Annotated in this window: 25 protein-coding genes; 1 reads left to right on the top strand and 24 read right to left on the bottom strand. The window is 65.8% G+C overall.

Annotation, left to right across the window (positions count from 1 at the left end):
• Positions 1-28 precede the first annotated feature (28 nt).
• From K2W81_RS06780 to K2W81_RS06840, 13 genes are all read right to left on the bottom strand, one after another.
• On the bottom strand, positions 29-1,456 hold the full coding sequence (locus K2W81_RS06780) for a hypothetical protein (RefSeq protein WP_294102495.1): 1,428 nt from the start codon (positions 1,454-1,456) through the stop codon (positions 29-31).
• A 3-nt stretch (positions 1,457-1,459) separates the two neighbouring features.
• On the bottom strand, positions 1,460-1,984 hold the full coding sequence (locus K2W81_RS06785; RefSeq protein WP_294102497.1) for a DUF2306 domain-containing protein: 525 nt from the start codon (positions 1,982-1,984) through the stop codon (positions 1,460-1,462).
• A gap of 9 nt (positions 1,985-1,993) precedes the next feature.
• On the bottom strand, positions 1,994-2,500 hold the full coding sequence (locus K2W81_RS06790) for a hypothetical protein (protein ID WP_294102499.1): 507 nt from the start codon (positions 2,498-2,500) through the stop codon (positions 1,994-1,996).
• A gap of 35 nt (positions 2,501-2,535) precedes the next feature.
• Positions 2,536-3,072 (bottom strand): demethoxyubiquinone hydroxylase family protein, encoded by a 537-nt coding sequence (locus K2W81_RS06795; protein WP_294102501.1) that lies wholly within the window; start codon positions 3,070-3,072, stop codon positions 2,536-2,538.
• On the bottom strand, positions 3,069-3,560 hold the full coding sequence (locus K2W81_RS06800) for a disulfide bond formation protein B (protein WP_294102502.1): 492 nt from the start codon (positions 3,558-3,560) through the stop codon (positions 3,069-3,071). Before K2W81_RS06800 ends, K2W81_RS06795 begins: the two co-directional genes overlap by 4 nt.
• A 2-nt stretch (positions 3,561-3,562) precedes the next feature.
• Positions 3,563-4,939, bottom strand: coding sequence for a S41 family peptidase (locus K2W81_RS06805; RefSeq protein ID WP_294102503.1), 1,377 nt, complete (start codon positions 4,937-4,939; stop codon positions 3,563-3,565).
• A gap of 83 nt (positions 4,940-5,022) precedes the next feature.
• On the bottom strand, positions 5,023-6,204 hold the full coding sequence (locus K2W81_RS06810; protein WP_294102504.1) for a peptidoglycan DD-metalloendopeptidase family protein: 1,182 nt from the start codon (positions 6,202-6,204) through the stop codon (positions 5,023-5,025).
• Between the two features lie 3 nt (positions 6,205-6,207).
• Positions 6,208-6,630, bottom strand: coding sequence for a 23S rRNA (pseudouridine(1915)-N(3))-methyltransferase RlmH (locus K2W81_RS06815; protein WP_294102505.1), 423 nt, complete (start codon positions 6,628-6,630; stop codon positions 6,208-6,210).
• Positions 6,631-6,633: 3 nt separating this feature from the next.
• The gene (rsfS, locus tag K2W81_RS06820; protein ID WP_294102506.1) at positions 6,634-7,032 is read right to left on the bottom strand and encodes a ribosome silencing factor; all 399 of its coding nucleotides are present in this window, start codon (positions 7,030-7,032) and stop codon (positions 6,634-6,636) included.
• Positions 7,033-7,040: 8 nt separating this feature from the next.
• Positions 7,041-7,688, bottom strand: a complete 648-nt coding sequence (locus K2W81_RS06825) for a nicotinate-nucleotide adenylyltransferase (protein ID WP_294102507.1) — start codon at positions 7,686-7,688, stop codon at positions 7,041-7,043.
• Positions 7,685-7,963, bottom strand: coding sequence for a hypothetical protein (locus K2W81_RS06830; protein WP_294102509.1), 279 nt, complete (start codon positions 7,961-7,963; stop codon positions 7,685-7,687). The genes K2W81_RS06825 and K2W81_RS06830 overlap by 4 nt, the downstream gene beginning before the upstream one ends.
• Positions 7,964-8,054: 91 nt before the next feature.
• A complete protein-coding gene (locus K2W81_RS06835; RefSeq protein ID WP_294102510.1) occupies positions 8,055-8,306 on the bottom strand; it encodes a hypothetical protein in 252 nt (83 codons plus the stop codon).
• Between the two features lie 30 nt (positions 8,307-8,336).
• Positions 8,337-9,599 (bottom strand): glutamate-5-semialdehyde dehydrogenase, encoded by a 1,263-nt coding sequence (locus tag K2W81_RS06840; protein ID WP_294102511.1) that lies wholly within the window; start codon positions 9,597-9,599, stop codon positions 8,337-8,339.
• A gap of 91 nt (positions 9,600-9,690) precedes the next feature.
• Here K2W81_RS06840 and K2W81_RS06845 point away from each other — a divergent pair, with 91 nt between their 5' ends.
• Positions 9,691-10,824, top strand: coding sequence for a DUF3667 domain-containing protein (locus tag K2W81_RS06845; protein WP_294102512.1), 1,134 nt, complete (start codon positions 9,691-9,693; stop codon positions 10,822-10,824).
• 9 nt (positions 10,825-10,833) lie between these two features.
• Here the strand turns inward: K2W81_RS06845 and K2W81_RS06850 are convergent, their stop codons facing one another.
• The 11 genes from K2W81_RS06850 to K2W81_RS06900 form a co-directional block, all read right to left on the bottom strand.
• Positions 10,834-11,208, bottom strand: coding sequence for a hypothetical protein (locus tag K2W81_RS06850; protein WP_294102515.1), 375 nt, complete (start codon positions 11,206-11,208; stop codon positions 10,834-10,836).
• A gap of 138 nt (positions 11,209-11,346) precedes the next feature.
• Positions 11,347-13,287: an ATP-dependent zinc metalloprotease FtsH gene (gene ftsH, locus K2W81_RS06855; RefSeq protein ID WP_294102517.1), complete on the bottom strand. Its 1,941-nt coding sequence runs from the start codon at positions 13,285-13,287 to the stop codon at positions 11,347-11,349.
• A 96-nt stretch (positions 13,288-13,383) separates the two neighbouring features.
• A complete protein-coding gene (gene tilS / locus K2W81_RS06860; protein WP_294102519.1) occupies positions 13,384-14,439 on the bottom strand; it encodes a tRNA lysidine(34) synthetase TilS in 1,056 nt (351 codons plus the stop codon).
• Position 14,440: 1 nt separating this feature from the next.
• The gene (locus K2W81_RS06865) at positions 14,441-15,382 is read right to left on the bottom strand and encodes a hypothetical protein (protein ID WP_294102521.1); all 942 of its coding nucleotides are present in this window, start codon (positions 15,380-15,382) and stop codon (positions 14,441-14,443) included.
• Between the two features lie 60 nt (positions 15,383-15,442).
• The gene (locus tag K2W81_RS06870) at positions 15,443-16,432 is read right to left on the bottom strand and encodes a helix-turn-helix domain-containing protein (protein ID WP_294102523.1); all 990 of its coding nucleotides are present in this window, start codon (positions 16,430-16,432) and stop codon (positions 15,443-15,445) included.
• A gap of 82 nt (positions 16,433-16,514) precedes the next feature.
• Complete coding sequence (gene ptsP, locus K2W81_RS06875) at positions 16,515-18,785, bottom strand: phosphoenolpyruvate--protein phosphotransferase (protein WP_294102525.1); 2,271 nt, start codon at positions 18,783-18,785, stop codon at positions 16,515-16,517.
• A gap of 62 nt (positions 18,786-18,847) precedes the next feature.
• Positions 18,848-19,663: a hypothetical protein gene (locus tag K2W81_RS06880; RefSeq protein WP_294102527.1), complete on the bottom strand. Its 816-nt coding sequence runs from the start codon at positions 19,661-19,663 to the stop codon at positions 18,848-18,850.
• 148 nt (positions 19,664-19,811) lie between these two features.
• Complete coding sequence (locus tag K2W81_RS06885) at positions 19,812-20,540, bottom strand: hypothetical protein (RefSeq protein WP_294102529.1); 729 nt, start codon at positions 20,538-20,540, stop codon at positions 19,812-19,814.
• Between the two features lie 80 nt (positions 20,541-20,620).
• The gene (locus K2W81_RS06890) at positions 20,621-21,424 is read right to left on the bottom strand and encodes a hypothetical protein (protein ID WP_294102530.1); all 804 of its coding nucleotides are present in this window, start codon (positions 21,422-21,424) and stop codon (positions 20,621-20,623) included.
• A gap of 51 nt (positions 21,425-21,475) precedes the next feature.
• Positions 21,476-22,462: a nitronate monooxygenase gene (locus K2W81_RS06895; protein WP_294102537.1), complete on the bottom strand. Its 987-nt coding sequence runs from the start codon at positions 22,460-22,462 to the stop codon at positions 21,476-21,478.
• 29 nt (positions 22,463-22,491) lie between these two features.
• On the bottom strand, positions 22,492-23,724 hold the full coding sequence (locus tag K2W81_RS06900) for an aspartate kinase (RefSeq protein ID WP_294102538.1): 1,233 nt from the start codon (positions 23,722-23,724) through the stop codon (positions 22,492-22,494).
• Positions 23,725-23,793 lie beyond the last annotated feature (69 nt).

The following is a 23,793-nucleotide window of genomic DNA, read 5'->3' on the forward strand; positions in this document are numbered from 1 at the left end:
ATGGGCGATTGCGGTTGCAAAGTGAAGCTCAAACTCGCGCGTCGACCAATCGTGCGCGCCTTGCGTTGACCAGCGCCGCCGCCAGCACGCCTGCAAGCAGCAGATACGCCGCCATCCCGGCCCAATGCGACCACCCCCAGAACTCGCCCGGCACATCGCGGAACAGGCCGCGCGGCCAATCCTCAGCGAGGATCGGGCGCCACAGCGGAAAGCGGTAGCTTTCGGGCGCGACGATCTCGGTCGCGGCAATCGCCAGGTTGATCGCGATCGAGAGCGCCAGCAGCACTGCCCCTGCGATCCGGGCGCGCGCGCGCTCAAGCCCTGCCCAGAGCGGCGCGAGCGCGAGCGCCAGCATCGGGATCGCGGGCACCGAATGGCGCGGGCCGGTCGAAAAGCCGCCGTCCCAATAGAAATAGCTCGCATTCACCAGCAGCACGACGGCGATCACGGCCGTCAGCATCAGCGCCATCGTCCGATCGATCCGCGCGAGCCGCAGCAGGCCAATCGGCGCCAGCACCAATACCGGCGCGACCCAGAACAGCCCGCGCCGCAGCCCGAACAGGATTTCCATCAGCACTCCGAACTTGGGCGTCGTCAGCCCGAACAGCCCCTGTTGCATCCCGTCAAACCCGACCACGCCTTGATAGCCGAGCCGGAAGAGTGTCCCGAAAGCGAGGAGGTTGTAGCCGATCAGTGCCAGCCCCGCCGTCGCGCCACCCGCAACCGCCCAAGCAGCCGCGCGCCATGCCCCGGTCTGCCCGCGCAGGCGCCATAACGCCCATAGGCCGATCACGCTGCCACCGAGCACGGCCTGATATTCGATCGCGACCGCCCAGCCGAGCGCCGCGCCCGCGATCAACGCATGGCGCGAGGAACCCCGGCCCGGGGTGCCGCGCCACACTGCCCAGATCGCGATCATCCAGAGCGCGGCGACGGGCGCATGGCCGAACAGGGTGGTCGACCATCCCCACACCGGCGTCCCGAGCCCATAGGCAAGCGCGGCGAACAGCGCGGCATCATCGCTTCCCGTCAATCCGCGCGCCAACGACCACAGCGCGACCGCCGCCAGCGCCGTCAGCAACCCGGTAATGAACACCGTCGCGAGCCTTAGCCGCAGCCGCAGATAGCGCGTCAGATCGGGCGCCTCGATCCGCTTTTCGAGCCGCCGCGCACCCTCCCCCGTCGCGACAAACGCGCCCGCGACAATCGGCGTCGCGAGCAGCGTCATCCCCGGCGCTTTGTCGAGATAGGTGTGTCGGCCGAATTGCGCCTTGTCGATCGTCAGATGAGCGAATTCATCGATCGTTGCATCGCCCTGTTCAGCCAGCGAAATTGCCGCGAACAGCCGGGTCGAGTTATTGGGGTTGAACTCCCATGATCCGAACCAGCCGCACGACAGCCACACCAACGCAAACAGCAGCGTCGGCACCGTGCGGCGATCGGCCAGCCACCCCATGGCTCAGCCGAACAACCACTGGCCCAGCAGGCGATTGAACGGGAATGTGAAGAATCCGGCGATCAGCAGCGCGCCAAACACCATGCCGCGCACCGCGCTGCGATGCTGGCGGATATTGTGGCTGCGCGCCGACCACCAAATCAGCGGCACCTGAATCAGCACCCACAGCGACAGGAGATGGATGATGCTGAAACCGCCGTGATTGACGAGGCGAAGCAGCAAGGTGTCGAGTGCGGTCAGCAGCATCGCCGCGACCCAAATCGTGCCGAGTAGGCGGTGGGGCCGGTCACCCCGACGCCGCAGCAACATCACCGGCGTCAACGCGAGGGCGGTGATCATCGTCGCGAGATGGATCCACAGCGTAAGCGGCACGCGCGGCCACGATGGCTGCCCGCGCAGGATTGCAGCGACCACGAAGCCGAGCATGATGATCGCGCCGATTGCCAGCGCCCGCTCAAACCTGTCGGCGCCAAGCGGTTTGGGTCGCGCCGCGCCCGTCGTTCCCGCCAGTGCTGCCTTGCCCCCCAAGCTCAACCCTTATTGTGGCGTATTGGCTGCGTCGGCTTCCTTGCGCGCCTTGTTATCAGCGCGCGCGCGCCTGAACTGCTGGACGATGCAGCCGCTATTGCTGATGCCAACGGGTGCGCAGCTACCGATTCCCGTTCCGCCGGTCTCCAGGATGCCGTCGGAGCGGTTGGCCCAGCTCTGATATTCGGGCTTGATTGATTCGGGGCGAATCTCTTTGGGGATGCGGAATTGTTCGCCGGCCGGACGGCGCACGCAGACGACGATTTCATTGCCGTTCGCATCGGTCGGGCATTTCGCCCGCTCACCATAGAGGAACAACACGCCGTTGACGGGTGCCTCACGCGATTCCGGCATCGCGGCGGTCGGCTCGGGCCGGGGCGTGGGCGCCGTGGGGCCTTTCGGCGTGAAGATCGTGGGGGGCGGCAGAGTCGACGGGGTCGGCTGGGTCTGTGCCGCAGCAAGGCCTGGCAGTGCCATCGCCGTGGCGATTGCGAACAGTGTCATCGGCTTCAGCATCGCATCTCTCCTGCGCCTCGGTCGGAACATCAATGCTATAGTCGCTTGGCAGTTGCAATTGCCACCCGACATCCGAGGCGAATCATCCCGCTCAACAGCGGATAGGCCGGGGCATTTTCGGCACCAGCCGCAAAGGCCGCGTCGCGGTGCTCGAGCTCATCGGCCTGGAAATCGGCGATCGCGTGCGATAACTCGGGATCGCTGTCGCCCAGCGCCTCAAGCTGTTCGCTATAATGCCGGTCGATTTCGGTTTCGACAGCGGCGGTGCAGGCCATCGCAGCCTCAGGACCGAGCGCCGCCGTGACCGCGCCGAGCGCAAAGCCCGCAACATTCCAGATCGGCTGGAGCAGGGTCGGCCGCACGCCGCGCGTCGCCATCATCTTGTCGAAAAAGGCGCGGTGACGCTCTTCCTGATTGGCCATGCCGGCCACCGCCCGCGCGGTCTCGCCTTGATCGCCGAGGACAGCGAGCTGCCCGGCATAGATGCGCGTCGCGCCAAATTCGCCCGCCTGATCGACGCGGATCATCGCGTGGGTCCGCCGTCTGGCGTCGCCGGGCTTCCACCTGCTCATGCTCTGCTCCTTCGTGCCAGCAGCGCCAAGATGGTGGCGCCGCCCAGCAGCGAGAAGAGCGCGTTAAATCCGGCGAGCGAAATACCGAACAAGGTCCATTGCGGCGCGTCGCAGCGCACGATCGGCGCCTTCATGATCCGCGCGAGAATTTCCTCAGGCGTGCCGCCCGTCCCCTGCATCGTCGAACTGCACGGCGTAATACCCTGCCACCAATGATATTCGACGCCTGCATGAAAGACACCAATCGCGCCGCTGGTCAGGATGGCGAGCGCCGCCAGCGCGACGAGCGTCTTGGCCGTGCCGCGATTGGGGACCACGAACGCCAGCAGCGCGATCACGATTGCGGTATAATGCGGCCAGCGCTGCCAATGGCACATCTCGCACGGATACAGCCCGCCCAGATATTGCGACCCCAGCGCCCCGGCCATCAGCGCGCCGGGCACAAGCAGCGCCAGCCCGCGCGCAGCCGAAAAATTGCGATCGGTCATCGTTATTTCTGGGGCGCAGGCGGCGTGGGCTCGTTAAGCTTCGGCAGCGGTGTGCCGAGCCGCGCAATCGTCGCGACCTGTGTCGGGCCACCCAGCCGCGCAATCGTCTGCAGCGCGTAATAGAGCTGGTAATCGTCGATATTCTTGGCCTTCAGCGCGTCGGGCGTGGCGGTCAGGCGCGGATCAGGCTTGGTATCTTCCTCAAGCACCTTGTTGTCGACTTTCGCCTCGTTGATCAGATGGCGCCGCAGATCATCCTCACGGAACACGGGTCGCGTCTTGTAATCAGGATCGCTCAGGTTGGGGACGACGACATCGGGATCAATCCCGCCTTCCTGCACCGACCGGCCCGAGGGCGTGAAATAGCGTGCGGTCGTCAGCCGGACTTCGCTGGCCGGCCCGAGCTTGAGCAGCGACTGGACCGATCCCTTGCCGAAGCTGCGCTCGCCGATGATCAGGCCGCGGTGCTGATCCTGCAGCGCACCTGCGACGATTTCCGATGCCGAAGCGGTACCGGCATTGACCAGCACCACCACCGGCAGCCCCTTGGTATCATCGCCCGCACGCGCATAATAACGCTGGATGTCGGTCTTCTCGCGGCCGCGCTGCGAGACGATTTCGCCGTGATCGAGGAAAGCGTCCGACACCGAAATCGCCTCGTTCAACAAGCCACCGCCATTGTCGCGCAGATCGACGACATAGCCGATCGGGTCATGCCCCAGCTTCTTGCGGATCTGCGCAATCGCATCGCGCGTATAGTCGCCGGTGCGTTCGGAGAAGGTGTTGATGTTGATGATGCCGATGTCGCCCTTGACGTCCCATTTGACGGGCTTCTGGATGATCAGTTCGCGCGTCAGCGTCACTTCGATCGGCTTTTCGGCGCCGCGTCGGACCAGCCGCAAGCTGATCCTGGTGCCGGGCTTGCCGCGCATCTGGCTGATCGCTTCGTCGAGCGTCAGGCCATAGAGCAGCTTGCCGTCGATATGCGTGATATAATCGCCCGACTTGATGCCGGCGCGCCAGGCGGGCGTGTCTTCCTGCGGCGTGATCACTTTGACCGCGCCGTCTTCCGACGTCACCGACAGGCCGAGCCCACCATAATTGCCCTCGGTCTGGATGCGCAAATTTTCGTAATCGGCGCCGTCTTCATAGGAGCTGTGCGGATCGAGTGCTGACAGCATTCCCTGAATCGCGCCCTTTACCAGCACCTTGTTGTCGACCTTGTCGACATAGTTCGCCTTGACGAGGTTGTAGACGTCCATGAACTGGTCGAGTTCGCGGTAGGTGTCGGTATCGACCTGCGCCATCGCCGCCGTGGTGACGGGAACGAGCGCGAGCGCGGCAACGATCGCGGTGGCCTGAAGCAATTGGCGGGGCATCGAACGAGTCATGGAAACGCGGCACTTTCATCGGGGGAAGCTGGCGCCAGTGTAGCGCCTAATCGCGCGCATTCAACGATGCTTCAGCCCAGCAGCCGGGTCAGGTCGATCGCACGGTCGCGGCGGCGGAGCTCTACGGTGACGCGCGCGGAGTCGCCCGCCGCCGCATGGCCAATCGGCGCCCCCTGTGCGACGCTGTCGCCGACGCGCAGCCCGGTGTCGGCGAGTTGGGCAATCAGCGATGTCCAGCCGCCGCCATGGTCGAGAATGACCACTACGCCATAGCCGCGAAACCGCCGTGCATAGCGCACGCGGCCCGCCGCGGGAGCGACCACTTGCGCGCCCGCCGCTGCTTCGATCGTCAACCCGCGCGATCGGACCCCGGCGTCGGACAATTCGCCCAGCCCGGCGACGACCTTGCCCGCAACCGGCAGCTTGTAGGGCGGCACTGCTGTCGCCAAGCCTGCCTGCACATCGGCGGGCGGTGTCGCTTCGCCGGGCTTGAGCGGGCGCGGGAGCGGCGCGGGCAGCCCTTCGAGATCAGCGCGCGTGCTGGCGCCGTCGCTCGCCTGGCTCATCTGGTCGACCAGATCGCGCGCGCGTTCGCCGAGCGCAATCGCGCGATCCGATTCGAACAGCGCATTACGGCCGAGCGCGCGCGACTTGAGCCGGTGGTCGGCTTCGAGCCGCGCGAGCGCCAGCCGCTGCGCCTCGAGCGCGGTGCGGCTGTCGGCAAGGTTCTTCACCGCCAGTCGCTGCCCTTCCTCCAACCGCCGCGTGCGTTCGAGCTGGCCGCGCAGCGTTGCTGTCCGTGCGCGCACCACCGGGCTGACCGTGGCCAGTACCGCGCGGGTATGGACCAGATCACTGACCGACCCCGGCTGGACAAGACTGACGACCACGGGTCGCCGCGCGAGCGACTGGAGCGCCGCGAGCAGCCTGGCGATCGGCTGCTGCTGTCCCGCCAGTGTCGTGCGCTGATTATCGAGCTGGGCGCGGATCAGCGCGATGCGCGCCTGCGCCGCCGCGATATCCGCCTCGGCGCGTTGGACGCGCGCGGCGACAGCCGCTTCCTGTGCCTGCGCCTGCCGCGCTTCGTCGCGTTCGGCAGCGGCAGCAGCCTCGAGCTTGTCGGCACGTGCTTGGGCGGCGGCCGACTGCGCCTTGGCGGCAGCAAGGCGGCCGCGCTCATCGGCAGCGACAAGCGGCTGGAGCGCGGCCAATCCCGCCACTGCTGCCAAAGCCCCAATGATCACGCGCCGCATGACCTAACCTTCGCGGTGATAGGGGTGATTGGCAAGGATGCTCGTCGCCCGGTAGAGTTGCTCGGCGAGCATCGCGCGCGCGAGCAGATGCGGCCAGGTCGCGCGCCCGAACGACAGCAGCAGATCGGCCTTTCCGCGCTCGGCATCGTCAAAGCCGTCCGCTGCGCCAATCATGAACCGCGCCTCGCGCACGCCGTCATCGCGCCAGCGGCCGAGCCGCTCGGCAAAGGCCATCGACGGCATGATCTCGCCCGTTTCATCGAGCAGCACCAGCTTGGTCTGCCCCTCGATCGGCGGCAATTTGCCGCCGGTATCGGGCAATTCGGTGAGTTTCACCGGCCAGCTCAGCCTCTTCACATAACGGTCGACAAGCTCAGCCTCGGGCGAGCGCCCGATCCGCCCCCGCGCGACAATGTGCAGCAGCAAGGATCAGTGCGCGCTGGCGTCAGGCACGGCGACCGGCGCGTCGCCAAACGCCCACATCCGCTCAAGATTGTAGAAGCTGCGGACTTCGGGGCGGAACAGATGGACGATCACATCGCCCGCATCGATCAGCACCCAATCGGCCGTCGGCAGGCCTTCGACGCGCACCGAACGCCCGAGATCGCTCTTGATCTTTTCGGTGAGCTTCGACGCCATCGACGCGACCTGACGCGTCGAGCGGCCGCTGGCGATCACCATGTGATCGGCAATGCTCGATTTGCCCGCCAGCGGGATCGAGACGGCATCAACCGCCTGGTCATCGTCGAGCGAGGCAAGGACGAGCTGATGCAGCGCCTCGACGCTGTCGGCGTCGGGCGAACGATAAGCTTGCGGGGATGATGCCAAGGGAACTCCTAGGGTGAAGGCGGGTCGACATGCCCGCTGTGACTGTCGGGGGTTAGAAAACGGGTTTGCCAGGCGGGATCGGCCCAACCCGGATTAAGGGCGCGCAGCCGGGTCGCCGAAGTCTTATCGGGGCGAAAGCGCAGCAGCACGAGGGCCGGCAAACTCCACCTCGTCCAGTCTTGTGCCTGATATGCGGGGTGGACGAACCGCCGCAACCAACCCATCGCGGGGGCCGCGCGGGCAGCAGCATCATAGCCCGGACGCGCGATCACCGCAATCGGAACCTTGTGCGCAATCCGCCGCCAGCCGCGCCAGTGGTGGAACTGGGCGAGATTATCGGCCCCCATCAGCCAGATGAACTGCTTTCGCGTGTACAGTTGCGTCAGCTTGTCGATCGTATCGACCGTGTAGCGCGTGCCGAGCCGACACTCGATATCGGTCACGCGAATGGGTGCATGCCGCGCCATCCGCCGCGCCGACGCCATCCGCACATTGAGCGGTGCCATATCGGGCACGCCTTCCTTCAGTGGATTACCGGGCGACACCAGCCACCACACTTCGTCAAGATCGAGCGCGACAAACGCCGCCATGCTGATCGAGCGATGCCCCTTGTGCGCAGGGTTGAACGACCCGCCGAGAATGCCGATGCGGGTCATTCGGGAAAGCGGCGAACGACCGAGATTGTCCCGACAATTGCCTCGTTGAATGCTGCCAAATCCTCGGCTGGAATCCAATATTCCTGATGGGCGCGACCGCCTGCATCCTCCAAGCGATACTGGTCGATAAAACTTCGCTCGACTTCAAAGCGCGTAACAAAGCCCGATCCGCTGGCGGGGACATTCCAATCGCGCGCGATTTTCACGGCATATTCTTCGGTCGTCACCGGGTAGAATACCGGCTGGTCCGGTAATCGCGGCGGAAACGCCGTCATACCAGACTCTTCGATGAGTGCGAGTTCTGCGGGGCCGACGGGACGCCAGAGCGTCAAAGTCGCGATCAAGCCTGTATCTGCCGCGCTCACTTCAGGCTGAACATCGCGCCTGATGCTTCGCGATTATTGCATCGAGTTCGGCCATGACGTCCTCATGCGAAACCGTGCGCCCGGCGTCGAGATCGTCAATCCCTTCCTGCACGAAAGCGAAAAAGGTCGCTTCGCGCTGGGCCGCTTTGGCGATGGCCCCGTCAATTAAGTGCGACGGGCCATGTCCACCAATAGACGCGACGCAATTCACAGTTTTGCGACCCAAACTAGCGGTGACGATGACGTTTTTCATGTCGCAAACCTATACAGGCGGCGTATTCGGTCAACCCCGCACCTGCCCTGCCCCGCGCCCGATCCACTTGTACGTCGTCAGCCCCTCCAGCGCGACCGGGCCGCGCGCGTGCAGGCGACCGGTGGCGATACCGATCTCCGCGCCCAGGCCGAACTCGCCGCCATCGGCGTATTGCGTCGAGGCGTTCCACAGCACGATCGCGCTGTCGACTTCGCTCAGGAAGCGTTCGGCGACGGCCGCATCGTCGGCGACGATCGCGTCGGTGTGGTGCGATCCGTGCGCCGCGATGTGCGCCATTGCGCCATCTACGCCGTCGACCAGCGCGACCGAGGCGATCGCGTCGAGATACTCGGTGTCCCAATCCTCAGCCGACGCCGCGCCGATCGCCGGGACAAGCTCTAGTGCCGCCGCATCACCGCGTACTTCGCACCCGGTTGCTGCCAGCGCCTCGATCAGCGGCGCGGCATGCGGCCACGCGCGATCGATCAGCAGCGTTTCCATCGACCCGCAAATCCCCGTGCGGCGCATCTTGGCGTTGACGGTGATCGCCTGCGCCATCGCCGGATCGGCAGAGGCATGGACATAGACATGATTGATCCCGTCCAAATGCGCTAGCACGGGCACGCGCGCATCAGCCTGCACGCGCGCAACAAGGCTCTTGCCGCCGCGCGGGACGATCATGTCGATTTCGCCCGCCGCCGTCAGCATCGCCCCGACCAGCGCGCGATCGGTCGCCGCGACGCGCTGGACTGCCCCCGACGGCAACCCCGCTTCGGCCAGTCCGCGCACGAAAGCCGCGTGAATCGCGGCATTGCTCGCCGCCGCTTCGGAACCGCCGCGCAGGATAACGGCGTTGCCGGACATGACGCAGAGCGCTGCGGCATCAGCCGTCACATTGGGGCGGCTTTCGTAAATGATGCCGATCACGCCGATCGGCACGCGCACGCGGCTCAATTCGATGCCACTGGGCGCGATCCGGGTGTCGATCATCGCGCCAACTGGATCATCGAGCGCCGCGACCGCCTCGACGCCCTCCGCCATTGCCGCCACCCGTGCGGGATCGAGCCGCAGCCGATCGAGCATCGCGCCCGAGAGTCCCCGTGCCGCGCCGCCCGCCATATCCTGCGCATTCGCCGCGAGGATCGTCGCTTCCGCCGCGCGGATCGCCGCTGCCGCTGCGCGTAGCCCCGCCGCCTTGGTGGCGCTCGGCAAGCGCGCCAGCGCATTGCTGGCGCCGCGCGCCGCCGCCGCCATCGCGCTGATTTGCGCTTCCGGAGTCATCATCTCGGTCATCACGGCCACGCTATCACGGCGCAAGCCATCCGCCAACGCACCTGCACAATAAGCAGTCGCGCTCGGCGTGGTGTGTTGTTACGCTAGGGCGATGCAAGGGGGATTCGAAGCAGCAGGCGATCTCGCCACCGGCGGCCTCATCGGGCGCGCGCTTGAGCCCGAGGCTGGCGAAGCATCGGCGCATGGCGCGCACGCGCACGGCAATTGCCTCAACTGCGGCACCCCGCTGACCGGCGACTATTGCCACGCGTGCGGCCAGGCGGCGCATGTCCACAAGACTCTCTGGTCGATCGTCCACGACGTGCTGCACGGCGTGTTCCATTTCGAAGGCAAGATTTACCGCACGATTCCGATGCTGTTCTACAAGCCGGGATCGCTCACCCGCCGCTATATCGCGGGCGAGCGCGTGCGCTTCGTCTCGCCACTCGCGCTGTTCCTGTTCTCGGTCTTCCTGATGGTCGCGACCTTCGAGACGATCGGCGGGCCATTTGGCACGCCGGGCAAAGACGACAGCTTTATCAATCTGAATACGACCGAACTGAAGGCAGCAATCGACAAGAATCAGGCGCTCGACGCCAAGCTGTCACCGCAGCTCGCCGCTCTCGAAGCCGAACGATCGGCGATCAAGGCCAAGGGTGGCAGCACTGGCACGATCGACGACAGGGTCAAAAAACTTCGGGATGAACTCGATTCGGTTCGCGAGGACCTTAAAGGTGCACGCGCGGCCAAGGATATGATCGATGGGAAGTCCAGCCCGAGCGATGAGTTCGGGAAGCAAAATTTCAACATCCATACAGGCTCGGCGACACTCGACAACAAGATCAAAAAGGCCTCCAAATCGCCCGAACTGTTCCTTTATAAGGTGCAATCGAGCGCCTATAAATTCAGCTGGGCGCTGGTACCAATCTCCCTGCCTTTCATTTGGCTGCTATTCTTCTGGCACCGCAGCGTTGGCCCCTATGACCACGCGATCTTCGCCATCTACTCGCTGTCGGCGATGACGCTGGGTGCGGTGGGGTTGAGCGTGCTGCGCGCAATCGGCCTGCCCGCTGGCGTAATCGCCACCCTCTTCGTGTTCGGCCCGCCACTCCACATGTACAAGCAATTGCGCGGCGCCTATGGCGTAGGCCGCTTCGGCGCCGCATGGCGAACGTTCGTGCTGCTCCTGTCGGCGGTGATCGCGGGGGCGCTGTTCTTCCTGATCGTCCTCAGCCTCGCGTCCTGACCCGCGCAATCAGGCCTTGCAAGGGTAGCGCTTGGTCATGAACGCGGCGAACGCGTACTTGACGTTCGCCTTTTGCCGCGCAGCCGGTAGCGACTTGAAATTGGCAATGATGTCGTCGCTGGTGATCTTCGCCGTGCCCTTGGGCGGCGGGCAGCTCGACGGCTTCTTGCCTGCGGCGACCTGCGCCGCGAGCCCCGCACGATAGGCATCGGACGCGCTCGCGATTTCCTGTTGCAACAGCCCAATGTCGGAAGACGCCAGCGCCAGCACGCCCTTGGCCTTCAGCGCATCGGCCTTGGCAAGAAATTCGGAAACGGTCATCGCCTGCGCCGCCACCGGTGCCAGCGCGGCCAGCATCGCCAGTCCGATCTTCATCTTCCGCATCGTTTCGTCTCCCGCTCGAATCAGTGACACGAGCGGTGCCATAACCTAGCTGAACGGCAGATGAGAAGACGGCGCTCGCATGACGCGCACAAAAAAGGGCGCCGCGTCGGGAAGACGCGGCGCCCCTTGTGTGATCGTTCAGGCGCCAGCGGGGCTTGGGTTGCCGAACGGATTCCCCGGGCGGCGCGTCTTCGGCACCGAGCTGCCGCCGGTCGGCAGCGGCGTCGACAGCCCCGACCCCGGATCTGGCCGACCGATATCCTCGCCCTCAATAATCCGCTTGGCTTCCTCACCCGACAGCGTTTCGTAGGTGAGCAATGCCTGCGTCAGCCGGTGGAGCTGATCGAGGTTATCGGTCAGCACCTTGCGCGCAACCGCCTCGGCCTCTTCAACCAGCATCCGCACTTCGGCATCAATCTGGCGCGAGGTTTCCTCGGAGATATGCGCGCGGCTGCCCATATAGCTGGGCTCATCCTCGCGGTAATGCAGCCAGCCGAGCGTCTTCGACATGCCATATTCCATCACCATCGCGCGCGCGGTGCGGGTGGCCTGTTGCAGATCGCTCGACGCGCCGGTGTTGAGCTCGTCCTCGCCATAAATCAGCTGCTCGGCGATGCGGCCGCCGAACGCCAGGGCGAGCGACGCCTTCATCTGCTTCTGGTTGCGGCTGAGCGTATCGCGCTCGGGTAGCGTCCAGGTCACGCCGAGCGCACGACCGCGCGGGATGATCGTCACCTTGTGCAGCGGATTATTGCCTTCGACATGCATCGCCACAATCGCATGGCCGGCTTCGTGATAGGCGGTGCTCTTCTTCTCTTCTTCGGTCATCACCATCGACCGGCGCTCGGCGCCCATCATGACCTTGTCCTTGGCTTCCTCGAACTCGGCCATCGCGACCAGCCGCTTGCCACGCCGCGCCGCGAGCAGCGCCGCTTCGTTGACGAGATTGGCGAGATCGGCGCCCGAAAAGCCCGGCGTCCCCCGGGCAATCACCCGCGAGTCGACGTCCGGCGCGAGCGGCACCTTCTTCATATGGACTTGCAGGATCTTGATTCGCCCCTCGATATCGGGATGCGGCACAACGACCTGGCGATCGAACCGGCCCGGCCGCAGCAGCGCGGGATCGAGCACATCAGGGCGGTTGGTCGCGGCGATGATGATGATGCCTTCGTTCGCCTCAAACCCGTCCATTTCGACCAGCAACTGGTTGAGCGTCTGTTCGCGTTCGTCGTTCGAATTGCCCAGGCCGCCGCCACGATGGCGACCAACCGCGTCGATTTCGTCGATGAACACGATGCACGGCGCCGACTTTTTGGCTTGTTCGAACATGTCGCGCACGCGGCTCGCGCCGACGCCGACGAACATTTCGACAAAGTCCGACCCCGAAATGGTGAAGAACGGCACGCCCGCCTCCCCCGCAATCGCGCGGGCGAGCAAAGTCTTGCCGGTACCCGGCGAGCCGATCAGCAGCGCGCCCTTGGGGATTTTGCCGCCGAGCCGCGCAAATTTGCTCGGATCCTTCAAAAATTCGACGATTTCCTGCAATTCCTCGCGCGCTTCGTCGATGCCGGCGACATCGTCGAAGGTGACCTTGCCTTCCTTCTGCGTCAGCAGCCGCGCGCGCGACTTGCCAAAGCCCATCGCGCCCGAACCCGAATTCTTCTGCATCTGGCGCAGCACGAAAAAGGCAATGCCGAGGAACAGCAGGAACGGCAGCGACTGGACGAGCAGCACTTGCCAGATATTCGGGCCATCCTCAGGCCGCGCATTGATCGCGACGCCCTTTTTGAGCAGGCGATCGGTCAGCTCGGGATCGGCAGGGGTATAGGTGCGGAACTTGTCGCCGCTGGTCAGCGTGCCCGTCACGACATTGCCCGCGATATTGACGTCGCGGACTGAGCCTTCCTGCACTTTCTGGAGGAAAGTCGAATAGGACAGCGCCCCATTTGGCGCGGCGGTCTGCTGACCGCCCTCGATCAGCGTCACGAACAGCGCAATCGCGACCAGGATCGCAACCCACACCATCACGCTCTTCATCCAAGGGTTGCCGTTGTCGGGCTGCTTGTCGTTGTCGTTCATCTATCGGGCACCTTTCACAACCCTCAAGATAAGCACGCGGCGGTTAATGGCAATGGAACAAGTTACGGGATTAAGACCACCCGTGCATTGGCCGCGTCATTGGCCGGGTGATCGGCGCGGCGGGGCTGCGGTGAAGCGCCAGACGGTGCCGTGTGGCGCGACCAGAATCCCGGCCTGGGTGGCGGATTTCTCAGCCGCCAGCGCGTCGAGCAGCGGCTCGATGTTGGTTGCATCGGTAAAGGCGGGGCGCGTGATGCCGTTCACCAGCCGTACCTCGCCAATCGCCGCGCGCGCCAGCCGTCGCTTGAGCTCACGCGGCACGTCCGCAACGTCGAGCCAAATCTGAAAGTCAGGATCGTCAACGCCGACCGGCACGACCTTGCGCGTCGACCAGAGCCAGCGCTCCACCGCGCGCAGCGCCGCCTCGGCTTCGGCGACATGCTCGGCCGATCGGGCAATCTGTGCAGGATCGAGCAGCGGCGTGACCGCGAGCATCCCGCGAAACTGCGTGCGATCGAACCGGCCATCGGCGTTGCTGGGATCGTTGACGAACGGAATCCCGCCCTCGACCACGACCGATGCCAACTCGTGCCGCCGCCAGCCGAGTAGCGGGCGGATCAAGTCCAGCGACCAGACATCCATCGTCAACGGCAGCTCGCTGACGACCCTCGACACCTCAACCACTTGGCGCGTCCGAATGCCGGCTAGCCCCGCCACACCCGACCCGCGCGCCGCCCGCATCAAAAATGTCTCAGCCTGATCATCGGCATGATGCGCGGTCGCGAGCAAATGCGCACCCACATCAATCGCCCAATGCTCAAGCAGCCGATAGCGCTGATGCCGCGCCCAATCGTGAAGATTGTCGCGCGGGTCGCGGGGTTGATCGACCGCCAAGGTCGTGTGCGGCACCCCCTGCCCTGCACACCACGCCGCGACCATCGCCGCTTCATCGGCGCTTGCTGCGCGCAGGCGGTGGTCGACCGTTGCCGCCGCGACTTGCCCCGGAAACGCCGTGACCGCGAGCGCGAGCATCGCCATGCTGTCAGGCCCGCCCGACACCGCAAGCGCCAGCCTTCGCTCGCCGAGCGGCCCGGCCAGCGCTTCGACATCCCGGCGGAAGCGCGCCACCGGCGCTCCCGTCGGCAGGGTCATGTTACTTGCACTTCTCGGCCGTGCGATTGCGCGCGACATCGGCCTTCATCGTCGCGCTGATCTTCGCGCCATAAACGTCGAGCAATTCGTCATAGACTTTGCAGACATCCGCCGAAGGCTTGCCAAGCTGCTTCAGCGCTGAGGCAAGATAAAACAAGCTGTCGGGTGCACGCTCACCGTCGTGGAAGTTCTTGTAATTGTCGTAGAAAGCGTGGCTCGCGAGACTCGGCTTGCCTTCGTCGAGATAGGTCCGCCCGAGCAAATTCTGCGCCCAGCTCGCGCGGCGGTGCGTCGGATATTTGGCGACGACCTGCTTCAGCGGGGTCTCGGCTTCGGGGTAGAGCTTGGCCTGCCACAGCCGATAGCCGTAGACGTAGAGATCGTCGGCCGGATCGGCGGTCGCAGGCTTTTCGATTGCCGCAATCCGCGATGCGCGCGCCGGGTCGAGCGCCGGGGGTGCCGGCTTGGCAGGCGCCGTCGCGGGTTTCGCGACGGGCGTTGTCGGCCGCGAAGGCTCGTTGACGACTGCGGCACCGGTCGGCGCGCTGGTCGATGCCGCGCCATCCTCAAGCGCCTTCAGCCGCGCGTCAGTGGTCCGCTTGTACGCAGTGAACGCGTCTTCGAGCAGTTGCAGCTTGTGCTGGATCTGTTCGATCTGCCCCGTATGCGACGTCTGTTGCGATTCGAGCGCGCTCACCCGCGCGGCGAGATCGCTCACCGCGCTCGATGCCGGGACGCCGGGCGATTGCACCGGCTGGTCGGCGGGGGTGATGTCGGGCGGAAAATATTGCCCATTGCCGCCAGGAAAAACCTTGCGCTGCACGGCCCGCATTTCGCGCTCAAGCCGGTCGACGCGGCCTTCGACGCCGGATTGCGCCTGCGCGCCGCTCGCCGTGCAGATCGTCGCCGCCAGCAGGATCAGTGTCAGAATAGTCTTGCGCATCATCTTCCCCATCGGCTCGCTATCACCGGTATAGCGGACAGCATTGCCGCCTTGCCAGCCCTATGGCGTGGGCGTCGGCGTGGCGCCCGGCAAGGCAGCGGCGGCGGCGGCATTGGCACGCCGCGTCTCATCGGCCGCGTTGTCCGAACCAGTCGCTGACCGCCGGGTCGTGGAGCGCCGATCGCTGGTGCGCGAGACGCGCCGTTCGGGCACCGCGCGCGTCGACGAGCCCGCTGGCGCCGGTGTTGCTTCGAGCGCAGGCGTCGTGCCGCGCGCGAGCAGGGCGGCGGCGCTCACCTCGACATCCTTGATCGCGCGCTCACCCGTGCCGAGCGGGGCGACCGCCGAACCGTTGACCGTCACCGACAGCTTGTCAGGGCGACCGACGTTGATCATCGGCTTCACCGCATCGGCGGGAATTTCATAGCGGTCGCCGGGCTTCATCTCGGCTTCATAAAGCGTCTTGTCAGGCGTGTAGATGCGCAGCCAGACCACGTCATTGGCGCTCAGCACGACCTGGCCATTGGCGGGTGCCGCAGGCGCGGCGGCGACGGGCGTTGGCGCGGCGGCCGTCGGTTCGGGATCGGCGGCGATGGGGGTCAGCGGACTGCTGCCGCCCTGAAACAGCGTGCTGCCATATACCAGGCCGAAAACCACGACAGCAAGCAGCGCCACCAGCGCCGCCCCGATCGCCAGCCCGCGCGGCGGCAAGCGCTTCGGGTCGGGCGCTTCATAGGGCTGATATTGAGTCATGGGCGCGGTCGCCGTGCGCTGGCCACGCACTTCGCGACCAATCAATGCTTCGTCGAGCCCGACGACGCGGGCATAAGCCTTGGCAAAGCCAACCGCATAGGTCGGCGACGGCAGCGCCGAGAAATCGGAATTCTCAATGCCTTCGAGATGGCGGATCGGCACACGGGTCCGCTCGGCAATCTCCGCGAGCGACATGCCCTGCGCTTTGCGCGCATCGCGCAACCGCTCACCGGCCGTCTTTGGAAAGAGCGTTGCCTCCTCGGCTGGGTCGCCGCCGGACGCATTATGGTCAGTCATTCGTGGTTCCCCGTGCCGCCGCGCGGCTTGTCCCAAAGCATTTCCGCGCTGTCAACGCGCCCAGCGCCGATTTGACAAGCGATCAATTCAACTCGACCTGATGGTCGGCGGCCCATGCCGCGAGCGTCGCGCGCAAGTCGCGCGGCGGCGTCGCCAGCATCGCGGGGACGTCGTGCGTCAGCTTGGCATGATCGAGCGAGCGGATCATTGCCTTGATTGGCCCGACCGCCGCAGGCGTAATCGACAGCCGATCGATACCGATGCCAATCAGCGCCATCGCTTCCAGCGCCCTTCCGCCCATTTCGCCGCACACCGCCAGATCGACGCCATGCGCGCGCGCCGGACCGACGATGCGCGACAGGAAACGCAGGATCGACGGGCTCAGCCAGTCGTAACGCTCGGCCAGCTTGGGATTGGCGCGGTCGGCAGCGAACAGGAATTGCGTCAGGTCATTGGTGCCGACCGACAGGAAATCGAGCCGGGGCAGCAACACATCGAGCATTTCGGCGAGCGCGGGCACTTCGAGCATCGCGCCATAGCGGATATCGGACGGCAGCTTGCGTCCGCGCTGCGCGAGCCACGCGTGCTGCGCTTCGAACAACGCGCGCGCTTCCTCATATTCCCACGGTTCAGAGACCATCGGGAACATCACATTGAGCGTGCGCCCCGCCGCCGCCTCGATCAGCGCGCGCGCCTGTGCCTTCATCAGCCCGCCGCGTTCGAGCGCGAGCCGCAGCGCCCGCCAGCCCATCGCCGGATTTTCCTCCGAGCCGCTGTCATCGCGCAGATAGGGCAGCACCTTGTCGCCGCCGATGTCGACCGTGCGGAAGATCACCGGCCGCTGGCCTGCTGCATCGAGCACATCGCGGTAGAGCCGCTGCTGGCGTTCGCGCTGCGGAAGCGTCGCTGACACAAGGAACTGGAATTCGGTGCGAAACAGCCCGATCCCGTCGGCCCCCGTCAGGTCGAGTGCGGCGACATCGTCGCGCAGACCGGCATTGACCATCAGCGTGATCCGCTTGCCGTCGAGCGTCGTCGGCGGCAGCTCGCGTAATGCCGCGAACGACGCGCGCCGCTTCTGGCTCAGCGACAGCTTGGCCTCGAAGCTTTCCTCGATCGCGGGCGTGGGCCGCGCGAACACGGTGCCTGCGGTCACATCGAGCAACAGCAGATCGCCTTCGCTCACCAGCCGCCGGACGTCGCGCACGCGCCCCAACACGGGCACGCCCATCGCCCGCGCGACGATCGTCACGTGCGCGGTGAGCGATCCTTCCTCAAGGATTACGCCCTTCAGCCGCCGCCGGTCATATTCGAGCAGCTCGGCCGGGCCCAGATTGCGCGCGATCAGGATCGAATCCTGCCGCAACCCCATTTGCGCGGCCGTCCCCATCTGGCCCGACACGATCCGCAGCAGCCGGTTCGCCAAATCCTCCAGATCGTGCATCCGCTCGGCGAGCAGCGGATCATCGATCTGGCGCATCCGGGTGCGCGTGCGTTGCTGGACGCGCTCGATCGCCGCTTCGGCGGTCAGCCCGCTGTCGATCGCCTCGTTGATCCGGCGGCTCCAGCCTTCGTCATAGGCGAACATCTTGTAGGTCTGGAGCACTTCCTCATGTTCGCCGCCCATGCCGAATTCGGCCTGCGCCGACATGCGCTCGATCTGCTCGCGCATCCGGTCGAACGCGGCATAGACGCGGTGGCGCTCGGCCTCGGTATCCTCGGCGACGGTATGCTCAATCGTGATACGCGGCTGGTGGAACACGGCGAGCCCGCGCGCCATGCCATCGACGAGCTTCAGCCCCTCGATCCGCATCGGCGCTTGCGGGGCGGGCCGCGACGCCGAGGTCGCGCCGTCGATCAGATCGGCATTGGCAATCAGCTCGGCCAGCACCATCGCGACGGTCTGAAGCGCTTCGATTTCGACATCGGCATAGCGGCGCGGCTCGACATGCTGGACGCAGAGGACGCCGACCGCGCGCTCGCGGCGGATGATCGGCACACCGGCAAAGCTGTGAAACTTGTCTTCGCCGGTTTCGGGGCGATAGGCGAAATCGGGGTGGCTCGCGGCTTCGTCGAGGTTGAGCGGCTCACTCTCCTCGGCGATCGTGCCGACGAGGCCCTCGCCCATCGCGAGCCGGGTGACATGCACCGCCGCCTGATCAAGGCCTTGCGTCGCGAACAGCTCAAGCACGCCTTCGCGCAGCAGATAGATCGAACACACCTCGCTCGCGGTCGCATCGCCAATGATCTGCACGACCTGGTTGAGCTTGGCCTGCGCGGTCGTGCGCGCGGCCATCACATCGTGCAGGCGCACCAGGATTTCGCGAGCGGAAGCAGCGGCAGACACAGGCATATTGCTGGGACTAACAGAAAGGATGCGGCGATGACAGCATTGCCCGAGGCGGATTCATCGACTTACCGCGGGGTCACATCGCCCCGCCCGACCGTGATCCGCCACAGGAATTCGACGCGCTGCCCGTCGATCGGTCGCCCGTCGCGCTTGCCCGGCGCCATCCGCAGCAGCGGCACCGCCGCCAGCACCGCGCGACGCAAGCCGGGGTAAAAGGGTGTTTCCTTCAGCACCCGGCACGTCATCCGCGTGCTAAGCGCGATCGTGCACCGCATCCGAAAATCGACTTCGATGTTGGACGCTGGCAACCGACCATTGAACAGCGTTAATAATTCGTCGTCCGATACCTTGTGCAGCCAGTGCGGCGATTCCAGATTCGGTGCGCCGCCGCCGCCGCCGCCACCGTTGTTTCCGCCGACGCCCCGGCTGCCCTCGCCGGTGCCGCTGGCGCCGTTGTCGACCCGGTCGCCGCCGCCAGGATTCGCAACCGCGACGGCTGGGGCGCTGAGGACCGCAGTCACATCGGGAACCGGCGGCAGCGGCGTGGGCGCGACGGTCGCAGGCGCTGGCGCCGATGCCGGACTGGACACCGTCAGTCGCGGTGGTGCGTCGACCGTGACGCGCGTTGGTCGCACGCTTTGTGCGCCGTTTGCGGACCTTTGGACCTGCCTCTGTTTTACGCGCTCGGTCACCGGCGGCTCGGGCGGTGGCAGCACGGGGAGCAGTGTGACGACGATTGGTTCCACTGGGTCTAGGCGATCCGGCACAATGGCGCGCTGACCGAGCAGTATCAGCGCCACGATGATGTAGAGAAACCCGACCAGCGCAACCGTCACCGCGCGCCGACGATGCGTGATCGCCAGGTAACCAGACCTGTCCATTGTGGCAGCAGTCATTTCGGCCCTATAGCATATTCAGCGTGCTGATATCGCTCGCTTTCGTGCCTTCGCTAGCCCCGCTTGGCCGATACCGCAGCGGGTCGCTACGAGGGCGCGATGACGGCGTTGCCTGCCAGTGAAGTACCCGTGCTCAGCGCAACCGCACATCGCCCCGCGCGACCGTGATCCGCCACAAGAACTCGACCCGTTGGCCGTCGATCGGTCGCCCGTCGCGCTTGCCCGGCGCCATCCGCAGCAGCGGCACCGCCGCCAGCACCGCGCGACGCAAGCCGGGGTAGAAGGGTGTTTCCTTGAGCACGCGGCACGTCACGCGTGTGCTGAGCGCGATCGTGCATTGCATCCGGTAATCGACTTCGAGCGAGGCCTGGAGCAGCTCTTCGTCGACCAGCGGGAAGAATTCATCGTTGGTCACCTTGTGCACCCAGCGCGGCGGCACCGCGCCGGGCGACCCGCCGCCACCCGAATCGAGGTCATAGACCGCGTCGCCCTCCCCCGCCGTGATTGGGCCGGTGGCGGCGGGTGGCGATGGCGCTGCCGCGGCGGGCAAGGGATTGGCCGACGCAACCGGCGGCGGGGGTTCAACCGGACGCACGTCCGCCGGTTGCGGCGCCTGGGTGCGCGCACGCTCGGTCGGGCGCTCGACGGTGCGCGGCGCTTCGGGTTCGGGCGGCTTGTCGAGCGGCAGCAGCGTGACGACGACTGGCTGGTCAGGTGGCGGCGCGGGAGCGGCAACTTCCCAGATCGTGAGCAGAACCAAGAGCGCCAGCGCATAAAGCGCCGCCACAATCGCAATCGACACCGCACGGCGGCGGTTGGTGATCGGCACGTAGCCGCCATGCGCGATCGACATCGAATCCATTGGGAAGGCCTAGCACCGTGCTTAGCGCTTCGACACGCCTCCCGAAGCTAAGGTTCGATCCAATCGGGGCGCGACGGCGCTCACCGCGGCGCCTCGATCGGCATGTCGAAACGAATCGTGAAGTAAACCATCCCGTGATCGATTTCGATGCCATTTTCCCGGCGGGGCAATACCCGAAGCGTCGGCGCCAGATCGAGCGCAGCGCGACCGAAGCTCCAGCCGACCGGAGTCTCGCCGGTCACGCGGCATTCTTTCAGCCGCCGCTTGAGCGTTGCCCGGCAGACCAGCATAGCCGAGCCGGAAATCTTGGCGGACTTGGCCCGTTGTGGGTGGAACTCATAGATTTCTTCCCAGCTCGGCTGCCTTGCCCAGGCTGCCCGGGTCGCCGTCGCGCCGCCCCCTCCCCCGTTGCCGGCGCCAAGACCACCGCCGGCGCCCCCGATTCCACCGCCGCTGCGCGCGCCATCGACGCCGGCGCCGCTGCCGTCGCGCACGGCGGGGCCGCCCGCTTGCGTTGGCGCGACCGGCGCAGCAGGGACCGGCGTGACATCGAAGCTCGCCTGCGACGGCGGTGCGATCTGCGGCGCGGGCGCGGGCGTGTCGGGCCGGACCACTGCCGTTTTCGGCATGCCCGCAGCAGCCCTTGGCACGTCGGCACTCGGCAGTTTCGGGCGCGACACAACGGGCTCGGGTGGTTGAGGCAGCGGGATGAAGCTGACGACCTCGCGTTCGTCACGGGCGATCGAGCCGGGGGGGCTATCCGGCCAAATCAGGATCAGCAGCAGCGCCAGCACATAAAGCAGCGCGACCCCGGTAAAGGTGAACGCCCGTTGTCGATTCGTAATCGACACATAAGCAGTGCGGTCGATCGCTAGCGCCGTCATGGCCGACACTATAGCAAAGACAGCGTCCTGTTTTAACTCGATTTCGTGCGGTCAGTTCGCGCGTTTTTCGAGCGCCGCCGCTGCCTCAGCCATCAACGTCGCGATGATCTCGGCGACGGGTTCTTCCTTCGTGACCATGCCGACCGATTGCCCCGCCATCAGCGATCCCTGCTCGACATCGCCGTCGATCACTGCGCGGCGCAAGGCGCCTGCCCAAAAATGTTCGATCTGGAGCTGCGCCGCGCCCATATCGACGTCGCCCGCATCGATCGCGGCGGCGACTTCGCGCTGCTTGGCGAGGAAGCGCTCGCCGCCTGCGTTCTTGAGCGCGCGCACGGGGATTACCGGCAGGCGCGGGTCGATCTGGACGCTCGCAATTGCGTCGCGCGCCGAGGCACGGAAGAAGGCCTTTTTGAAATTGGGATGCGCAATGCTTTCGGTCGCACAAGCGAAGCGCGTGCCGAGTTGCACCCCCGCCGCGCCCATGTCGAGATAGGCGGCAATCGCCTCGCCGCGTCCGATGCCACCGGCAACGAACACGGGGATTTGCGCCGCGACTTCGGGCAGGATTTCCTGCGCGAGCACGCTGGTCGACACCGGGCCAATATGGCCGCCCGCTTCCATCCCCTCAACGACGAGCGCATCGACGCCCGAGCGGATCAGCTTCTTGGCCATCACCAGCGCAGGGGCAAAGCAGATCACCTTAGCGCCCGCTGCCTTGATCGCATCGATCGACCCCGCTGGCGGCAGCCCGCCCGCGAGCACGATATGCGTGACTTTATGCTTGGCACACACCGCGATCAGATCGGTCAGCTGCGGGTGCATCGTGATCAGGTTCACGCCGAACGGCTTCGACGTCAGCGCCTTGGTCGCGGCAATCTCGGTATCGAGCAACTCGGGCGACATCGCCCCGCACGCGATCAGCCCGAACCCGCCCGCGTTGGAAATCGCCGAGACGAGGTTGCGCTCCGACACCCACGACATCGCGCCGCAAATGATCGCGACCTCGCTGCCAAGGAAATCGCAGCCGCGTTGCATGCGGCGGTTGAGGCGATCGACGAACTGGCTCAAGCCGCTTCCTCCGCATCCAGCCCGTACGCCGTGTGCAGCACGCGCACGGCGAGTTCGGTTTCGTCCTCGTCGATCAGCACGCTGACCTTGATTTCGCTGGTCGTGATCGCCTGGATATTGATGCCGCGCGCGCCCAAGGTCTTGAACATCGTCGCGGCAACGCCTGCGTGGCTGCGCATGCCGACGCCGACGACGGTGATCTTCGCGACCCGCGGATCATGCACCAGCCCGGTATAGCCAATCGCGTCCTGCGCCTTGGTCAGCACATCGAGCGAGCGCGCGAGATCGGCGGCGGGGACGGTGAAGGTAACGTCGGTCGATCCGCGTGAATGCGCGATGTTCTGGACGATCATGTCGACGTTGATCCCCGCTTCCGCGAGCGGGGTAAAGATCGATCCGACCGCGCCGGGGCGATCGGGCACGTCGGTCAGCGTGATCTTCGCTTCGTTCTTGTCGTGCGCGATGCCGGTGATGAGTTGCCGTTCCATGTCGCCCAATTCCTCTTCGCTCACGATCAGCGTGCCGGTGTCGTCGTCGCCATCGACGAAGGAGGAGAGCACGCGGATGCGCACGCCTTCCTTCATCGCGAGCCCGACCGATCGCGTCTGCAGCACCTTGGCGCCGACGCTCGCCAGTTCGAGCATTTCTTCATAGGTCACGCGCTTCAGCTTGCGCGCGCGCGGGACGATGCGCGGGTCGGTGGTATAGACGCCGTCGACATCGGTATAGATGTCGCAGCGTTCGGCCTTCATCGCCGCCGCCACCGCGACCGCCGACGTGTCCGAGCCACCGCGCCCGAGCGTCGAGACCCGGCCCTCGCTCACGCCCTGAAAGCCAGGGATGACGGCGACTTCGCCGGTCGCGAGGGCGGCATCCATCGCAATCGTCTCGATCCGCGCGCTGGCGTGGGCGGCGCTCGTTTCAATCGGCAATTGCCAGCCGAGCCAGCTGCGCGCGGGCACGCCGATCGCTTGCAGCGCAATCGCGAGCAGCCCGCTGGTCACTTGCTCGCCCGAGGCGACGACCACGTCATATTCGCGGGGGTCATAGAGCGAGGAGGCTTCGCGGCAGAAATTGACCAGCCGGTCGGTCTCGCCTGCCATCGCAGAGACGACGACCGCGACCTGGTGTCCGGCATCGACTTCACGCTTCACGCGCGCGGCGACGGCCCTGATCCGCTCGATCCCGGCCATCGACGTGCCGCCGAACTTCATCACGATACGGGCCATCGACGGTACACGCGTCCTTTGAGCTTTGAAGCGCGGGCTGTTACTGGCGGGGCGCCGCAAAGGCAAGTT

It is taken from the genome of Sphingomonas sp., assembly GCF_019749955.1.
Classification (GTDB): Bacteria; Pseudomonadota; Alphaproteobacteria; order Sphingomonadales; family Sphingomonadaceae; genus Sphingomonas.

Excerpts from the sequence above, each read along its gene's own strand:
- K2W81_RS06890 (WP_294102530.1), bottom strand. The coding sequence starts at position 21,424 with ATGACGGCGCTAGCGATCGACCGCACTGCTTATGTGTCGATTACGAAT.
- K2W81_RS06870 (WP_294102523.1), bottom strand. The coding sequence starts at position 16,432 with ATGACTGACCATAATGCGTCCGGCGGCGACCCAGCCGAGGAGGCAACG.
- ptsP (WP_294102525.1), bottom strand. The coding sequence starts at position 18,785 with ATGCCTGTGTCTGCCGCTGCTTCCGCTCGCGAAATCCTGGTGCGCCTG.
- K2W81_RS06790 (WP_294102499.1), bottom strand. The coding sequence starts at position 2,500 with ATGCTGAAGCCGATGACACTGTTCGCAATCGCCACGGCGATGGCACTG.
- K2W81_RS06885 (WP_294102529.1), bottom strand. The coding sequence starts at position 20,540 with ATGGATTCGATGTCGATCGCGCATGGCGGCTACGTGCCGATCACCAAC.
- K2W81_RS06840 (WP_294102511.1), bottom strand. The coding sequence starts at position 9,599 with ATGACCGAGATGATGACTCCGGAAGCGCAAATCAGCGCGATGGCGGCG.
- K2W81_RS06830 (WP_294102509.1), bottom strand. The coding sequence starts at position 7,963 with ATGACGGCGTTTCCGCCGCGATTACCGGACCAGCCGGTATTCTACCCG.
- K2W81_RS06810 (WP_294102504.1), bottom strand. The coding sequence starts at position 6,204 with ATGCGGCGCGTGATCATTGGGGCTTTGGCAGCAGTGGCGGGATTGGCC.
- K2W81_RS06800 (WP_294102502.1), bottom strand. The coding sequence starts at position 3,560 with ATGACCGATCGCAATTTTTCGGCTGCGCGCGGGCTGGCGCTGCTTGTG.
- K2W81_RS06780 (WP_294102495.1), bottom strand. The coding sequence starts at position 1,456 with ATGGGGTGGCTGGCCGATCGCCGCACGGTGCCGACGCTGCTGTTTGCG.
- K2W81_RS06880 (WP_294102527.1), bottom strand. The coding sequence starts at position 19,663 with ATGGACAGGTCTGGTTACCTGGCGATCACGCATCGTCGGCGCGCGGTG.
- K2W81_RS06845 (WP_294102512.1), top strand. The coding sequence starts at position 9,691 with ATGCAAGGGGGATTCGAAGCAGCAGGCGATCTCGCCACCGGCGGCCTC.
- K2W81_RS06865 (WP_294102521.1), bottom strand. The coding sequence starts at position 15,382 with ATGCGCAAGACTATTCTGACACTGATCCTGCTGGCGGCGACGATCTGC.
- K2W81_RS06805 (WP_294102503.1), bottom strand. The coding sequence starts at position 4,939 with ATGCCCCGCCAATTGCTTCAGGCCACCGCGATCGTTGCCGCGCTCGCG.
- tilS (WP_294102519.1), bottom strand. The coding sequence starts at position 14,439 with ATGACCCTGCCGACGGGAGCGCCGGTGGCGCGCTTCCGCCGGGATGTC.
- K2W81_RS06795 (WP_294102501.1), bottom strand. The coding sequence starts at position 3,072 with ATGAGCAGGTGGAAGCCCGGCGACGCCAGACGGCGGACCCACGCGATG.
- K2W81_RS06825 (WP_294102507.1), bottom strand. The coding sequence starts at position 7,688 with ATGACCCGCATCGGCATTCTCGGCGGGTCGTTCAACCCTGCGCACAAG.
- K2W81_RS06850 (WP_294102515.1), bottom strand. The coding sequence starts at position 11,208 with ATGCGGAAGATGAAGATCGGACTGGCGATGCTGGCCGCGCTGGCACCG.
- K2W81_RS06835 (WP_294102510.1), bottom strand. The coding sequence starts at position 8,306 with ATGAAAAACGTCATCGTCACCGCTAGTTTGGGTCGCAAAACTGTGAAT.
- K2W81_RS06895 (WP_294102537.1), bottom strand. The coding sequence starts at position 22,462 with ATGCAACGCGGCTGCGATTTCCTTGGCAGCGAGGTCGCGATCATTTGC.
- K2W81_RS06900 (WP_294102538.1), bottom strand. The coding sequence starts at position 23,724 with ATGGCCCGTATCGTGATGAAGTTCGGCGGCACGTCGATGGCCGGGATC.
- ftsH (WP_294102517.1), bottom strand. The coding sequence starts at position 13,287 with ATGAACGACAACGACAAGCAGCCCGACAACGGCAACCCTTGGATGAAG.